General features: G+C 72.8%; 14 protein-coding genes and 1 tRNA gene. 6 read left to right on the top strand and 9 right to left on the bottom strand.

The window, feature by feature from the left end:
• Positions 1–62: 62 nt before the first annotated feature.
• On the top strand, positions 63–341 hold the full coding sequence (locus ACIRB1_RS25615) for a DUF6059 family protein (protein WP_403467106.1): 279 nt from the start codon (positions 63–65) through the stop codon (positions 339–341).
• On the opposite strand, the gene ACIRB1_RS25610 is transcribed toward ACIRB1_RS25615, so the two are convergent.
• The 7 genes from ACIRB1_RS25610 to ACIRB1_RS25580 all read right to left on the bottom strand — a co-directional run bounded on the left by ACIRB1_RS25610 (position 342) and on the right by ACIRB1_RS25580 (position 7,161).
• A tRNA-Lys gene (locus ACIRB1_RS25610) sits at positions 342–415 on the bottom strand.
• Positions 406–1,020 (bottom strand): bifunctional DNA primase/polymerase, encoded by a 615-nt coding sequence (locus ACIRB1_RS25605; protein WP_403467105.1) that lies wholly within the window; start codon positions 1,018–1,020, stop codon positions 406–408. Before ACIRB1_RS25605 ends, ACIRB1_RS25610 begins: the two co-directional genes overlap by 10 nt.
• Before the next feature lie 254 nt (positions 1,021–1,274).
• Positions 1,275–1,646, bottom strand: coding sequence for a hypothetical protein (locus ACIRB1_RS25600; RefSeq protein WP_266769010.1), 372 nt, complete (start codon positions 1,644–1,646; stop codon positions 1,275–1,277).
• A 381-nt stretch (positions 1,647–2,027) separates the two neighbouring features.
• On the bottom strand, positions 2,028–3,362 hold the full coding sequence (locus ACIRB1_RS25595; protein WP_403467104.1) for an AAA domain-containing protein: 1,335 nt from the start codon (positions 3,360–3,362) through the stop codon (positions 2,028–2,030).
• The gene (locus tag ACIRB1_RS25590; RefSeq protein WP_403467103.1) at positions 3,359–4,957 is read right to left on the bottom strand and encodes a hypothetical protein; all 1,599 of its coding nucleotides are present in this window, start codon (positions 4,955–4,957) and stop codon (positions 3,359–3,361) included. Before ACIRB1_RS25590 ends, ACIRB1_RS25595 begins: the two co-directional genes overlap by 4 nt.
• A gap of 64 nt (positions 4,958–5,021) precedes the next feature.
• On the bottom strand, positions 5,022–6,221 hold the full coding sequence (locus ACIRB1_RS25585; protein WP_403467159.1) for a hypothetical protein: 1,200 nt from the start codon (positions 6,219–6,221) through the stop codon (positions 5,022–5,024).
• Positions 6,172–7,161 (bottom strand): phosphatase PAP2 family protein, encoded by a 990-nt coding sequence (locus ACIRB1_RS25580; RefSeq protein ID WP_403467102.1) that lies wholly within the window; start codon positions 7,159–7,161, stop codon positions 6,172–6,174. Before ACIRB1_RS25580 ends, ACIRB1_RS25585 begins: the two co-directional genes overlap by 50 nt.
• Before the next feature lie 218 nt (positions 7,162–7,379).
• On the opposite strand from ACIRB1_RS25580, the gene ACIRB1_RS25575 reads away from it, so the two are divergent.
• Positions 7,380–7,976 (top strand): histidine phosphatase family protein, encoded by a 597-nt coding sequence (locus ACIRB1_RS25575; RefSeq protein WP_403467101.1) that lies wholly within the window; start codon positions 7,380–7,382, stop codon positions 7,974–7,976.
• A gap of 16 nt (positions 7,977–7,992) precedes the next feature.
• On the opposite strand, the gene ACIRB1_RS25570 is transcribed toward ACIRB1_RS25575, so the two are convergent.
• Complete coding sequence (locus ACIRB1_RS25570) at positions 7,993–9,465, bottom strand: hypothetical protein (protein WP_403467100.1); 1,473 nt, start codon at positions 9,463–9,465, stop codon at positions 7,993–7,995.
• Positions 9,466–9,735: 270 nt separating this feature from the next.
• Between ACIRB1_RS25570 and ACIRB1_RS25565 the strand changes: the two genes are divergently transcribed.
• Positions 9,736–10,170, top strand: coding sequence for a hypothetical protein (locus ACIRB1_RS25565; RefSeq protein ID WP_403467099.1), 435 nt, complete (start codon positions 9,736–9,738; stop codon positions 10,168–10,170).
• A gap of 142 nt (positions 10,171–10,312) precedes the next feature.
• Positions 10,313–11,185 (top strand): spermidine synthase, encoded by an 873-nt coding sequence (locus ACIRB1_RS25560; protein WP_403467098.1) that lies wholly within the window; start codon positions 10,313–10,315, stop codon positions 11,183–11,185.
• 27 nt (positions 11,186–11,212) lie between these two features.
• Here the strand turns inward: ACIRB1_RS25560 and ACIRB1_RS25555 are convergent, their stop codons facing one another.
• The gene (locus tag ACIRB1_RS25555) at positions 11,213–11,755 is read right to left on the bottom strand and encodes a hypothetical protein (protein ID WP_352184397.1); all 543 of its coding nucleotides are present in this window, start codon (positions 11,753–11,755) and stop codon (positions 11,213–11,215) included.
• Positions 11,756–11,866: 111 nt separating this feature from the next.
• Between ACIRB1_RS25555 and ACIRB1_RS25550 the strand changes: the two genes are divergently transcribed.
• Entirely contained in the window at positions 11,867–12,571 is a 705-nt protein-coding gene (locus ACIRB1_RS25550; RefSeq protein ID WP_352184398.1) for a response regulator transcription factor, read from the top strand.
• Complete coding sequence (locus tag ACIRB1_RS25545) at positions 12,568–13,971, top strand: sensor histidine kinase (RefSeq protein ID WP_403467097.1); 1,404 nt, start codon at positions 12,568–12,570, stop codon at positions 13,969–13,971. Before ACIRB1_RS25550 ends, ACIRB1_RS25545 begins: the two co-directional genes overlap by 4 nt.
• Positions 13,972–14,047: the final 76 nt, after the last annotated feature.

Genomic DNA, 14,047 nt, shown 5'->3' with positions numbered 1-14,047 from the left:
GCTGTAGCGCTTCTGCTCATTCTTTCCGGAGGCGAGGCGACACGGGCGGGGAGGCGGGCGGCATGGGTGGGGGAGCCGGAGGCACATGGTGGGGCCGACGCGTCGCGGGGTTCCGCGCATGGTGCGACGACTTGCTGACGGCGTTCGGGCTGCCGTACCTCTGCGCGTGCGCCGACGACGACCTTCAGGAACCACCCGCCGGACACCCGGAACAACTGCGTCCGGACCGCCCGCTCACCGCGTACGAGCTGTGGCTGACGGACCATCTCAGCCAGGTCCCGGACATGCGAAAGGCGCCCTCGGATAACCGAGGACGCCCAGGTCAGCGACCTAATCGCTAGTGCGCCGCCAGGGACTCGAACCCCGGACCCGCTGATTAAGAGTCAGCTGCTCTAACCAACTGAGCTAGCGGCGCCTGCTGACGTCGTAGACCTTAGCATCCTGATCGGCGGGAGGAAAAATCGATATCCGTACGGCCGTCCGGGCCGCCCGCACGGCCGCCCAGAGCAGGATTTCGGCGCCGGGGAGCCAGGGCCGGCGGGTGTCCGGGGCGACCAGCCAGCGCGCGTCGAACGGGGCCGGCGCGGACCCGCCCACCAGTGCCGGGACGGTCACCGCGTCGCCCTTGCCGTGACACAGCAACGGCGGGACCGAGTCCGTACGGCTGTGCTCCCCAGGGTGTGTGCCCCACTCCTCCCAGCTCAGCAGCGAGGGCAGTCGCTGAGCCGTGCCGGGGGTGGCGAACAGGAGCATCCGGCCCCGGTAGGTGGCCACCGGTCCCGAGCCGGGGCCCTCCTCCCACAAGCGGTCGACCATACGGCGGCCGAAGACCGCCGGGGCGCTCACCACATCGAAGGCGGAGCCGCAGGGGAGGACGACCGGGGCGCCCGGTCGTTCCCTCCAGAGGGCGAGGGTGCTGCGCGGATACGTTCCTGCCGAGGCGAGCCAGGCGGCACCGTCCGAGGTGACGCCCGAGATGTCGAAGCGGTCGGCGAAGGGCTCATCCTGTTTGCTGCTCATGCCACATACATCTACCGGCCGTGACCGCCCGCTCTCCGAGGGTTGCCGGAAATCGGGACAGGAGGGGGCGGGAGGGAGTATCTTGCCCGATCGGCATATGCCAGAAGTTCTTTCTGACGCCAGGGGAAGTCACACGAGCCGCATGAGCCACGCGAGCCGCACGGGGCCACACCGGGGCGACGGCTCCGCTGTCCCTCGCCCGGGGAAGTCAAACGAGCCGCACGAGCCACGCAAGCCATGCGAGCCGCCCGGGGTCACACCGGGTCGACGGCCCCGCTGTCCCTGCCCTCGCTGCCGCGCAGCAGATCGCGGCCGAACTCGACCATCTTCTTCGCGTAGTCCTCGGTCCACTCGGCTCGCTCGGCGATGTCCGCCGTCGTCAGCCGGTCGAAGCGGCGCGGGTCGGCGAGCTGGGCCGCCGCGATTGCCTGGAACTCCACCGCGCGGTCCGCCGCGGCGCGGAACGCGTGGGTCAGCTCCGTCGCCCGCGTCAGCAGCTCGCGGGGGTCGTCCATCGACTCCAGGTCGAAGAAGTGCTCCGGGTCCTCGGCCGCCTGCGCGGGCTCGAAGAGCAGGGGCGCGGGGCGTAGCCGCGATTCATTGCGACGCGGCGTGTGCTCCGCCATGTCTTCTCCTCCTCGTACGTCATGAATGACCCGCCTCACGAGCCGGACCACCGTCCATTGTCCCCCGACCGCGCAAGAGGCCCAGGGCATACTCCCGAGGCACCGCTCCCACACCGACTCCTTGCTGCCCAGCCGCCCGACGCCCTACTCATCGCCGACCGACCGGACCAGGAGGAACCGCCGGTCAAGGTCTCCACACCACCTGGTGTTCCGACAGATGTGCGAGCACCGCGTGGTTCGATTCCCAGCCGTCCGGGGCTGTTTTCTTTGGCCGTCTCCGGCGGCGTGCCGGACTCCGTCCGGCGGAGGGGGAGGTGGCCGTGGGTCGGTCGTCGGGCGGTTGCCGCAGCCGGAGGCCGGGACCGCCGTAGCGCTCGCCGGTCAGGGTCTCCACACCACCCGGTGTTCCGACAGATGTGCGAGCACCGCGTGGTTCGCTTCCCAGCCGTCCGGGAACTTCACTGTCACTCCCAGTTGGACCGGCTCCGTCGACGGGTGGTCGTCCAGGAGGTCGGTCACGCCTGCTCGGCAGATGACGATGCAGGCGTGGCGGTGGCGGGAGGCGAGGACGCAGAGGCGGCCCGTCTCCAGGTGGAAGGCGGTGGCGTCGGGGCGGCCGGAGAGCGGGTGGAGGACGACCGTGACGTCGAACTCCCGGCCCTGGAGCCGGTTCGCGGTGTCCACGGTCACGTCCGTGACGCCCAGTTCCGCCAGCGCCGCGCGGAGCGCCGCCGCCTGGTCCCGGTGCGCGGTGCCCACCGCGATGCGGTCGGCGGTCAGGGGGATGGGGTCCGGTGACCGCTCCGACGTGGCCGCGCCGCCCCGGTCCAGGAGACGTCTGACGACCGTCGCCACCGCCCGTACCGCCTCCGGGTCCGTGCGGGGGGTGTGGCGGGCGGGGAGTTCCAGCAGGCCCCAACCCGACTCGGCCGCCTCGTCGATGACCCGGTCGGGACCCGAACCGTCCGACGGGACACCGAAGGCGAGCCGCCGGTCGCCGGGGCCCGTGCCGCTGCGGAAGCGGGTGTACGGGTAGAACGCGTCCGACACGAGGGGTGCCGCCGACGCCGGGAGCCGCCAGGACACCGGCAGCCGGTGCTGCGGCAGTTCGGGGTTGTGCGCGAGCAGTGTCGTCACCGCCGAGGCCGAGGGGTCGTAGGACAGGCCCGCCCACTGCTCCGCGCCGACGATCGCGAACGGGTCCAACTGCCCCGGGTCGCCCACGAACAGCGCCCGCTCGAACAGCCCGGCCACGGCCAGCAGCGCGTCCGAACGCATCTGGTACGCCTCGTCGACGATCGCGTGCCGCCACGGCTCGTCCACCGTGACGTGCGCCCACTTCGCGGCCGTCGAGATGACGACCGGCAGCCCGGTCAGCTCGCCCGCCTTCGCCGACTTCCGTACGTTCGGCAGGTCGTCCAGCGCCTTGTCGTACGGGTCGGCGTCACTGCTGTGCAGGCGGCCGACGGGCAGCTCGCCGTTCTTCTCGGCGAGCCGGACGACCAGGTCGTCGACCTGGGCGTTGGTCTGCGCGACCACCATCAACGGGCGCCCCGCGTCGGCCAGTTCGAGAGCCGCGCGGACGACGAGGGTGGACTTGCCCGCGCCCGGCGGGGAATCGACGACGACTCCGCGTGCCGTGCCGTGCAGGGTGTCGTGGAGGATCGCGTCGGTGGCGCGGCCGGCCTCGGCACCGGGGTCGAACACGGTCGTCACAGGACGTCCTCCTCGGTCACCGGGTCGGCGGACTCCTGGACGGCGCTCTCCTCGCCCGGCGGGCCCCCGTGCGTCCACGGTGTCTCCTCCGGGTCCGGCAGTTTCGCGCCGCCGCGCTGCTCGTGCTCGAAGAGCGTGAAGCAGATCCGGTCGCCCTTCTCCGGCAGCGAACCGGCCTCCGGCTCCTTGCCGCGCCCCATCTTGTCGACGACCCGCAGCACCACCACGGCGCCGTCCTCCTCGTGCCCGACGAACTCCGCCGACTGCGGCTTCCCGCCCAGCGACCGGAACACCTTCGCCCGCTCCCCGAGGTGCGGCCGGTCGTCCGTGCGCACGGTCACCAGCGGGCGCGGACGGGGGCTCTTGCCCTCGCTGTACGCCATGACGACATCCGTGACCTCGCCCGCGAACGCCTCTCCGGCGAGCCGCCGCCCGGCCATCACCAGCGGGTCGTCCAGGGCCTCCTGGGCTTCCAGACGGGCCTGTTCGCGCTCGCGCGTGGCCAGTTTGTTGGCCGCGGTGACCGCGTCGTCACGGCGCGGCTGCGGGGGCTCGCCGGCGATGATCCGGTCCCGGTGGCCGGTGAACGACCAGCGGTCCCGGGTCCACCGGTCGACGGTGTGCGCGCCCTCCGGGAGCGTCCGCAGCAGGTCGATGCCATGCCACACCGCGTCCCAGGTGGGACGGGTCCGGCTCTCGACGAGGGACCTGATCTCCCGCTCGGCGGCGGTGAGTTCACCGAGCCGGTCGTCCGCCTCCAGGCCGTCCTCGGCGGCGGCGAGTGCGGTACGGGCGCGGTCGTAGCGCTCGATGGCCGGGGCGAGCAGCTTGTTGTCGAACGCCGGGTCCGTGGCCGGGCCGGCCGGCGGGCACACCAACTGGCCCTGGGCGTCCCGCCGTAGCTCCGCGTCGAGCGCGGCCTCGGCACCGGAGATGCCCTCCGGCGGGGCGATCCAGGCGAGGAGGGCGCCCAAGTGCTGGTCCTCCAGGCTGGATTGGCCGGTGGCCCAGTGCCGGCCGAGCACCTCGGTGAGCGCGAGCAGCAGCGCGGAACCGGGGACCCGGGCCCGCTCCCCGAAGTGCGTCAGCCAACGCCCCAGCAACGGCACGCGCGGCGGCGCGGGATGCGGGGTCTCCGGGTCCTGCTCGGCGGTCCTGCGGAAGCGCATCGAGCGCCCCAGCAGCCGCACCAGCTCGACGCCCGCGCGGCTCGGCACGATCAACTGAGGTGCGTCCGCGCACAGTTCGACCTCGACCTTGACCCGCTTGCCGGTCTCTGGATCGGTCTCGTTGCGCTCGGCGGCCTCCACGTCGTCCGCGAACGTGTCGATGTACGGCAGGACCACGTCCGCGAGTTCGGCCAGGAACGCGAACCTGAGGTCCCGGTCACGCGGCTGCGGTACGACGAGCAGCCGCGGCGCGTCCCGGTCCGTGCCGACGAGCGCGCCGAGGGGTGCCCCGGCCTCACCGGCGGTGGTGAGCGGCACGAGGACGAGAGGGCGCGCGGAGAGGTGCCGGTGCAGGACGGTGGCGGTGGGCTGGGCCCGGCCGCTGTCAACGGCCTCCAGGCGGGCGAGAGTCGAGATCAGCGACACGGGGTCCCCTCGGGGTGGGCGACCGGGAACGGGGTGCGGGGGTGCGGGCCGTACGGGATCGCGGTCATCGCGCGCCACCGCCCGTCACGCTCTCCAGGGGCTCGACAAGCCGCAGCTCGGGGGCGCTCCCCGGCACCTCTCCTCGTCGCTCGGCCGCGTCCCGCAGCGCCTCGGCGCGCAGGGCCGCCGCCCTCCGCAGCGCCGCCACCGCAGGGTCGTCCGGGTCGCCGGACTCGCCGCGGGCCGCCGACAGGACCTCGTCGACCGTCGTCAGGTCGCCCAGCTCGGCGCGCAGGGAGCGGCCGAGGGTGGTGACCGCGCCCGAGGTGCGGGAGCGGTCGCGGCAGTGGAAGGCCAGCTCGCAGGCGGCCAGGCACTCGGGGGCGTAGGCCGCGGGGACCGACTCGACGGCGGCCGTCAGCTCGGCCGGCGGGCGGTCGGGGGCGAAGCAGATGCCCTCGGGGAGGGTGTCGGCGATGTCCTCGATGCGGGTGAGGCGGGCCAACTGGCGGCCGGTGACCGCGCGTTGCCTCCGGACGTCGACGGCGGAGGCGGTCGGCAGGTTCGAGAAGTCCTTCGGGCAGACCAGGAGGACGCGGTGCCGGACCCGGGGCGCGGGCTCCAGCCGGGCCGCGACCTCCTCCAGCGCCAGCACGTACACCGCGGACTGGCGGGCCGCCGCGCCGACCTTCGCCGGGTCGGCCGAACCGTCCAGCATCGGGAAGGACTTGATCTCCACGACCGTCCAACTGCCGTCCGGGTGCACGACCACCGCGTCCGGCTCCAGGAACGCGGGCGAACCCGCCACGTCCAGGGCGAGCATCGGATGGTCGAGCAGGGTCCAGGCCGCGGCCTCGGAGGCCTCGCGCAGCGCGAGCGCCGTACGCGCCGCGCGCCCCTCGGGGCCGATCGCGGCCAGCTCGGGCACCCGCGCGCGGGTCGGCGGCTCGGCGCCCGGGTCCAGCTTCTCGTGCACCAGCCGCAGCAGCTCAGCGCCGCCGTCCGCCTTCACCCGGGCCTCGAACGCGTTGCCCCGCATGAAGGCGAACTGGGACTGTCCGAAGGCCGACGGCGAGCCGAGCGCGTCGGCCAGCACCGCCTTGTTCACCCCCGCGCCGTCCAGGATCGCGCGGCGCTTGCAGCCCGGGTTCGCGGCCAGGGCCGCGAGGGCGCGCGCGTCCAGCGCCTTGGCAGGGACGTCGGGGCCGCGCAGCTCAGCGAGCCGGTGCCGGAGCGCCGTCCCCCGCGTCCGTGGGGGAGGCACCCGGCTCGGCTCCGGTACCGAGCTGTGACTCGCGCTGCCGTGGAATTCGCTCACCCGGGGAAGTCTGGCATCCGCCACTGACAATTGAGGTCTCTGAGCCGAGAGAGGCGTCACGGGAAGCGCTCGGGGCGGCGTCACGAGAGCGGGCCGCGACGAGCGAGCCGCGTCCCTCGAACCGCGTCCTGATCCGGTCCGCGGCCTTCATCACCTGCGGCGCCAGCAGGAACCCGAGCCCCATCACGACCACACCCGCGACCGCGTCGAGGAGGTAGTGGTTCGCGGTGCCCATGACCACGATCGCCGTCAGCAGCGGATAGGCGAACCCGACGGCCTTGGTCAGCCGGTTCCCGCCGTAGCGCCAGAGCATCACACCGCACCACAGGGCCCAGCCGCAGTGCAGGCTCGGCATCGCCGCGTACTGGTTCGTCATGCCGCCCAGGCCGCGGGGTGCGCTCGCGTCGCCGCCCCACCAGCCGTGCGAGCTGTACTGGGCCATGGTGTCGACGAAGCCGTAGCCGGGGGAGAGGAGGCGGGGCGGGCAGGTCGGGAGGAGGGTGAAGCCGATCAGGCCTATGAACGTGGACGTCATCAGCCAGGTGCGGGCCGCGCGGTAGACCTGCGCGCGCGACCGGAACAGCCATATCAGGATCGCCGGGGTCACCAGGTAGTGCAGTGACGCGTACCAGAAGTCGGCGGGTATCCCGAGCCAGGCCTCGCGTGTGAACAGACGGTTCAGCGGGTGCTCGGCGTTGATGTGCAGGAACTTCTCGATGCGCAGGATCGCCAGGCCGTGGTCGACGGCGCTCGCCGTGTCGCCCCTGGCCAGCAGGCGGCCCGCCGAGTAGGAGGCGTACACCATGAGGATCAGAGGCAGCTCGGTCCACCAGCGCAGCCGGCTTCGCCGGTCCGCCTCGATGCCTGGTGTCTCGGTCTGCGGCATCCGATCGCCCTCCCCCTTCTGTACTACTGGTGTGCTGCCCATGGTCCGGTTTCCCGACAGCCCGGGCGGGACACTTTACGGCGTATGCGCGCGCCCGGTTTCGGGCGCCCCGGACCTCAAAGACGCAGAGATCGCCCCTTGGGTTGCCGTTCTCGAGGGTGAGCGATGATGGAAGGAGCCGCCTCCGCATTTCTCCTTGGCTCCCGGAAAGGTCCCTCATGGCACCGCGCATCCTGTTGGCCCGGCACGGACAGACCGAATGGTCACTGTCCGGGAAGCACACCGGCAGGACCGACGTCCCGCTCCTCGAAGAGGGCCGACGCGGCGCCAAGGTGCTCGGCGAGCGGCTGCACCGCCCGCCTCTTGACGGCCTCCCCGGGGTGGAGGTCCGCACCAGCCCGCTGGCACGCGCGCGTGAGACCTGCGAACTCGCCGGCTTCGGCGACCGCGCCACCGAGTGGGACACCCTCATGGAGTGGGACTACGGCGCCTACGAGGGCATGACCCCGGAGGAGATACGTTCCGTGCGCCCGGACTGGCTGATCTGGCGTGACGGCGTCCCTGAGGGGGAGACCCTCGCCGAGGTCACCGCCCGCGCGGACGAGGTCGTCACCTGGGCGCGAGCGGAGGACCGCGACGTCCTGGTCTTCGCCCACGGCCACATCCTCCGCTCGATCGGCGCCCGCTGGCTCGGCCTGCCGATCGACTTCGCGGCCCGGATACGCCTCAACCCGACGTCCCTGTCCGTGCTGGGCTGGGCCTACGGAGACCCGGCCGTCGAGAGCTGGAACGACGTGGGCCATCTGGTTCCCTAGGCGTCCTCCGGAGCGGCTAGGCCGCGGTTCGAGGCACATTCGAGTGCCTCTCCAGGAAGGTCGACACCCCCGACGCCCTCTTGTGGGGCAACAGCACCCGCGCGGTCCCCGCCAACATTGTCTGAATCCGCGACGACTGCACCAGATCCAGAAGATCAAGCACCCGCATCCCCGCGGTCGCCGCCTCATCGGGACGCCCGCCCCGAGCGAGATCGTCCGCCAGCTCGGCCGTGTACAGGGCGATGTTCCGGGTGAAGTGCGGGTCCTGAAGATGTGCCGCCCGCCGGGCATGCCGCGCGGCCCGGGGCCAGTCGCCCAGGGTGGACCAGCACTGCGCCTCCAGCCCCTCCAGTTCGGCCTCTCCGTAGAAGCTCATCCACTCGGGGTCCGCGTCCGAGTGCCCCCGCGCGAAGAGCGCCTGAGCCCGGGCCAACGCCTGCTCGCACCCGGTGCGATCGGCGAGCCCCGCCCACCCGCCCGCCTCGCGCAGCGCGAGCAGCGACATCAGGCGGGCGGACCCCAGTGGCCGTCCGACCCGCTGCGCGGCCTGCGCGGCGCGCACCGCCTCGCGCGGCCGGCCGGCGTCGCGCGCGAGGAACGCCGTATTGCAGAAGGCGTGTGCCTCAAGGCCGGCGTCTCCGGTCATCCGGGCCGTGGCGAGGGCTTCCGCGTAGTGCGAGCGGGCGTCGTCGAAGCGGCCGGAGTCGTGAGCCAGCCAGCCCACGGAGATGGCGAGTTCACCGGCTCCTGAGTGCAGTCTCTCGGCGACGGACTGCCGGGTGGTGCCCGCGTCGAGCAGGGCGTACGCGGCGCGCAGCGGGGCCGCCGCGCGCCGGTAGAGGCCGTCGGCGCCGTGCCGGTCGTCGAGCAGCCGGATTCTGCGGACGGCCTCTTCCAGGGCGCCCGCCTCGCTCGTACCGGGGCGGCGGACGGAACGTTCCGCTGCCCCGGCGTCGAGGGCGAGCCCCAGCGGGCCCAGCGTGCCGGCGGCCACCGTGACGGTGCCGCCCCTCATGAATGCGCGACGCAGCACGTCGCTCTCCTCGTGGTTCTCGTGGTTCTCGTGCGCTTCGTACGGGTCCTGCGTGTCATACGGCTCGTACACCCTCCGCGTCTCACCCGCCCCGGCCGCGTCAGTCGTGCAGGGGGCCGGGCTCGTGAGGTGCGTGGGGGGCGTGTCCTCGGCGGTGCGCGCCCCGCGTCCGCGTACGGACGAGCGGGGTGCGAAGCCGAGGTCCGCGAGCGTGCGGCCGGGGAACATGTGCAGGAACACCCGTTCGTACGCGTAGTTGGGGCAACGGATCTCACCGGCCTCGACCCGGCCGACGTAGCGCGCGTCGCAGCTGACCCGCTCGCCGATCTCCCGCGCGGACCGGCGGACGGCCGCGGCGAACTCCGCCGGTGAGCGCTGTCCGCGCAGCCGCCGGAAAGCGAGATTGGGTTTCGGTGGTTGGGGGAACGAGGGCGGGGTCACCATTGACGACGCCATGGCCGGGTCCTCTCGTGCGAACCGTCGAACCATGCCGGATTCAGGGTGACTTGTTGAGTGACGCCCTGTTTCCAGCGGGCAAGAACGTACCTGCTGTGCATGGTCCGCCACGCAGGGTTTGGCTACAAACCGGATATCTCATCCACGATCTGCCATGAACTGCCATCCTTTGCGGCGGACTTGTGCCGTAGCCGTTGACGCCTTGACGCGTTGAACTCCATGGACCGGGAGCCACCCGACTCCCGACCCGCTCGTCCAAGGAGGGGTTCCGTGGTGGAGACCGGGATGGAGACACGGCAGAGCGTCGATCCTCGAATGCCGAGCGCGGAGTGCGGTGCGCCACCGTTGGCGGACTCGGCCTGCGATCTGGTGACGGTGCCGACGCGGCAGGGCCTGGAGGCGGTGGACATCCTGCGGCGCGGTGCGTGCGACGGGGTCGGACCCGTTCTGCACGACAACGGCGACGACACCCTCGGCTTCCTGGTCCCGCCGGGCACGGCGGCGGCGTGGGATCTGCCGGGCAGCACCTGTACGGAGACCAACGGCCGCGGTCTGCGGCTCGCCCCCGACCCCGAGCCCCCCGTCGAGGGCTCCGACTGGCTCCTCCCGCCGGGCGACGCCGATCTGGCGACCGACCCGGAGGTGTTGCGGGCGGCGCTGGGCGAGGCGGCGAGGCTGATCGAGGCGGCGGACGGCTGCCGGTAGCTCCGCCGGTGAGGCCGTGGCCGATCGGCGGCCGGTGAGGGCCGGTCGCGCCCACGCGGCGGAGCCGCACATCGGCACACCCCCGAGCCCTTCGGGGCGGGGATGCCGCGCCGGACCACCCCCGCCCGTCGATAATGGGCCAATGGGAAAGTCCAGGAACAGCCGGCGCGGTGGTGCCGGCGCCGCCGAGGCCGTCGTCGAACCCGTCGACGGTGGGCTCGCCGAGCTGATACCCGATCGGGAACGCGCGCGTGCTTGGACGCTGCTGATCGACGGGGCGCCGCAGTCGTACGTCGATCTCGACGACCCCGCCCATCTGTCCTTCGAGTACCAGCGCCGGCTCGGCCACGTCATCGATCTCGCCGCGCCCGCCGGGAAGCCGATCCACGCCGTGCACCTCGGCGGCGGAGCCCTCACGCTCGCCCGGTATGTCGCCGCGACCCGCCCCCGTTCCACCCAGCAGGTCGTCGAGTTCGACGCGGCGCTCGTCCAACTGGTCCGGCGGGAGCTGCCGTTGGACCCGAACGCCCGGATCAGGGTGCGGTCCACCGACGCCCGCGCGGGGCTCGCGAAGGTGCCCGACGGGTGGGCCGACCTCGTCGTGGCCGATGTCTTCAGCGGAGCCCGGACGCCCGCCCATCTGACGTCCACCGAGTTCCTCGACGAGGTGCGCCGCGCGCTCAAGCCCGGCGGGATCTACGCCGCGAACCTCGCCGACGGGCCCCCGCTCACGCATCTCCGGGGCCAGATCGCCACCGTGGCCGCCCGGTTCGCGGAACGCGCGCTGATCGCCGATCCGACCGTGCTGCGCGGCAAGCGGTTCGGCAACGCCGTGCTCGTCGCCTCCGAACTCCCGCTGCCCATCGCCGAGTTGACCCGGCGGGCCGCCTCCGACCCGCACCCGGGGCGGCTCGAACACGGCCGGGAACTCACCGACTTCACCGGCGGGGCGGTCCCGGTGACGGACGCCGCGGCGGTCGCCTCACCGGCACCGCCCCCGTCCGTGTTCCGCTAGCACGCAACCGCAACGCGCCGATCCGGGCTAGTAGTTGCCGACGTCCACCCGCGGTGCCCCGTCGTGCCACGTGCAGATCACCGACACCTTGTCCGTGCCCTTGGTGAACTCCACCCGGAGCCACGAGTCCGTCTTCCACACCTGCATCGCCCAGCCCGTACCCGGCGTCGCCGACACCAGCGTCACGTAGTCCGGGGCGAGATCGAGCACCACCCGCCCGCCGTCCGTGTCGTAGCTCCTGACCTGGCCGGAGGGGGACGCGGCCGGGGGCGGGCTCGTGGCCGCCGTCTTCGTCGGGGCCGCGCTCGGGCTGCGGGTCGGTGTCGGGGCCGGGGTGCTCGACGGGCTCGGGGACGACTCGGGGCGCGGGGTCGCCGAGGCCGGTGGCGTCGCCTCCTGCGCGGTCGCGCCGACCGCCGTGATGGGCAGGGCGCGCGGCGGGTCGTAGGCCGTGCCGGTCATGACCGTGTGGACGCCCCACCAGGACAGCGTGACGGCCGCGCCGGTGGCCAGTGACCAAGCCAGCACGTGGACGAGTCCGTTGGCGAGTCCTCTGCGCATCGCCGCCATACTGCCTCACGCGAGCCACGGGTGTCCCGTCGATGTCCCACCGGTTGTCCACAGGCGGGAGTTGTCCACAGGCCCGGATACGGGTCGCCCGCATGGCGTACGGTGCGGCGCATGGCAAGTGTGCTCGTGGTCGAGGACGACCAGTTCGTACGCTCGGCCCTCATCCGGCATCTGACCGATGCGGCGCACACGGTGCGCAGTGTCGGGACGGCACTTGAGGCGCTGCGCGAGGTCGCCCATTTCCGTTTCGACGTGGTCATCCTCGACCTCGGACTGCCCGATCTGGACGGGTCCGAGGCGCTGAAGATGCTGCGCGGGATCACCGACGTCCCTGTGATCATCGCCACCGCGCGGGACGACGAGACCGAGATCGTCCGGTTGCTCAACGCGGGCGCGGACGACTACCTCACCAAGCCCTTCTCGGTCGAGCACCTCTCCGCCCGCATGTCCGCGGTCCTGCGGCGCTCCCGGGCCGGCACCGGCGAGGCACCGCCGTCCTCGGTGATCCGGGTCGGCGGCCTGGCCGTGGACCCGCTGCGCCGCCAGGCCGAGCTGGACGGCGTCCGACTCGACCTCACCCGCCGCGAGTTCGACCTCCTCGCCTTCCTCGCCGGCCGCCCCGGCGTGGTCGTCCCGCGCAAGGAACTCCTCGCCGAGGTCTGGCAGCAGTCCTACGGCGACGACCAGACCATCGACGTCCATCTGTCGTGGCTGCGCCGGAAGTTGGGGGAGACGGCGGCCCGGCCGCGCTATCTGCACACCCTGCGCGGGGTCGGCGTGAAGCTGGAGCCACCGGGAGCGGAGCCGCTGCGATGAGGTGGGCGCTGGTCAGAGTCTGTCTGGCGATCGCGGCGATGGTCGTCGTCGCCTTCGCCGTGCCGCTCGGCCTGGTCATCAAGGAGATGGCCCGCGACCGCGCCTTCTCGAACGCCGAGCGGGAGGCCGCCGCCGTCGCCCCCGCGCTGTCCATCACCACCGACCGCGACCAGCTGGACAAGGTCGTCGCCTCCGCGGGCGCCGACTCCGGGATGGCCGTCCACATACCGGCCGGGGACGGGAAGGCCGCCGTCGACATCGGCCGTCGGCGCGCCGCCGACAAGGACATCGCGACCGTACGGAAGCTGGGCCGCGCCTCCACCACCGAGGTGCCCGGCGGCTCCGTCCTGCTCCAGCCGGTCGCGCTCAGCTCCGGCGAGATATCCGTCGTCGAGGTCTACGTCCCGGAGTCCGAGGTCAGCAATGGCGTGGGCACGGCCTGGGCGGTGCTCGCGGGCGTCGGCATCGCGCTGATCGTCGGATCCGTCGCGGTCGCCGACCGGCTCGGCGTACGGATGGTGCAGCCCGCGCAGCGCCTGGTCGAGGGCGCGCACCAACTGGGGGAGGGGAAGCTGGGGGCGCGGGTGCCCGAGGAGGGGCCGACCGAACTGCGGCTGGCGGCGGCGGCGTTCAACTCCATGGCCGACCAGGTCGTACAACTGCTGGCCAATGAGCGGGAGTTGGCGGCCGACCTGTCGCACCGGCTGCGCACACCCCTGACCGTGCTGCGGCTCAACGCGGCCTCGCTCGGGGAGGGGCCTGCGGCCGAGCAGACGCGGATGGCCGTCGCGCAGCTGGAGAAGGAGGTCGACACGATCATCCGGACCGCGCGCGAGGCCAAGCCGCAGACCGCGGCGGCCGGGCCCGGTGCCGGGTGCGACGCGGCCGAGGTGGTGCGCGAGCGGATGCGGTTCTGGTCCGCGCTCGCCGAGGACGAGGGCCGCAAGGTGCGGGTGGCCGGAGTGGAGCGGCCGGTGCGGATACCCGTGGCCCGCGCCGACCTGGTCGCGGCCCTGGACGCCCTGCTGGGCAATGTGTTCCGGCACACCCCCGAGGGCACGGCCTTCGCGGTCGACGTGCACAACAGCGAGGACGCGGTGATCGTGCTCGTCTCGGACGCGGGCTCCGGGATTCGGGACCCCGAGGCGGCGATGGCGCGCGGACGCGGTTCCGGCAGCGCGGGGTCGACCGGGCTCGGGCTGGACATCGTGCGCCGGCTCGCGGAGGCGACCGGCGGGGACGTCCGGATCGGCTCCTCGGTGCTCGGCGGCACGGAGGTGCGGATCTGGATTCAGCTGGACGGACGCGAGCCGGAGCGCAACGGCCATCGAGGAGCCGTACGACGGCGTCGGCGCGGCCGATTGGTCTCTACCTTTAACCGTTCCCGATCCCTTCCTTAAGCGCACCCTAAGATCGCCAACCTCCGCCCGGAACAGGCGCTTTGCCTGATTCCGGACCGCTAGCGTGCTGCCGCAC

The sequence above is a fragment of the Streptomyces sp. NPDC096013 genome, from assembly GCF_044763565.1.
Lineage (GTDB): Bacteria > Actinomycetota > Actinomycetes > Streptomycetales > Streptomycetaceae > Streptomyces.
Note: the sequence above shows the minus strand (reverse complement) of the source record. Positions and strands in the feature narration are given on the sequence as shown.

Excerpts from the sequence above, each read along its gene's own strand:
- ACIRB1_RS25615 (WP_403467106.1), top strand. The coding sequence starts at position 63 with ATGGGTGGGGGAGCCGGAGGCACATGGTGGGGCCGACGCGTCGCGGGG.
- ACIRB1_RS25605 (WP_403467105.1), bottom strand. The coding sequence starts at position 1,020 with ATGAGCAGCAAACAGGATGAGCCCTTCGCCGACCGCTTCGACATCTCG.
- ACIRB1_RS25600 (WP_266769010.1), bottom strand. The coding sequence starts at position 1,646 with ATGGCGGAGCACACGCCGCGTCGCAATGAATCGCGGCTACGCCCCGCG.
- ACIRB1_RS25580 (WP_403467102.1), bottom strand. The coding sequence starts at position 7,161 with ATGCCGCAGACCGAGACACCAGGCATCGAGGCGGACCGGCGAAGCCGG.
- ACIRB1_RS25575 (WP_403467101.1), top strand. The coding sequence starts at position 7,380 with ATGGCACCGCGCATCCTGTTGGCCCGGCACGGACAGACCGAATGGTCA.
- ACIRB1_RS25570 (WP_403467100.1), bottom strand. The coding sequence starts at position 9,465 with ATGGCGTCGTCAATGGTGACCCCGCCCTCGTTCCCCCAACCACCGAAA.
- ACIRB1_RS25560 (WP_403467098.1), top strand. The coding sequence starts at position 10,313 with ATGGGAAAGTCCAGGAACAGCCGGCGCGGTGGTGCCGGCGCCGCCGAG.
- ACIRB1_RS25555 (WP_352184397.1), bottom strand. The coding sequence starts at position 11,755 with ATGGCGGCGATGCGCAGAGGACTCGCCAACGGACTCGTCCACGTGCTG.
- ACIRB1_RS25550 (WP_352184398.1), top strand. The coding sequence starts at position 11,867 with ATGGCAAGTGTGCTCGTGGTCGAGGACGACCAGTTCGTACGCTCGGCC.
- ACIRB1_RS25545 (WP_403467097.1), top strand. The coding sequence starts at position 12,568 with ATGAGGTGGGCGCTGGTCAGAGTCTGTCTGGCGATCGCGGCGATGGTC.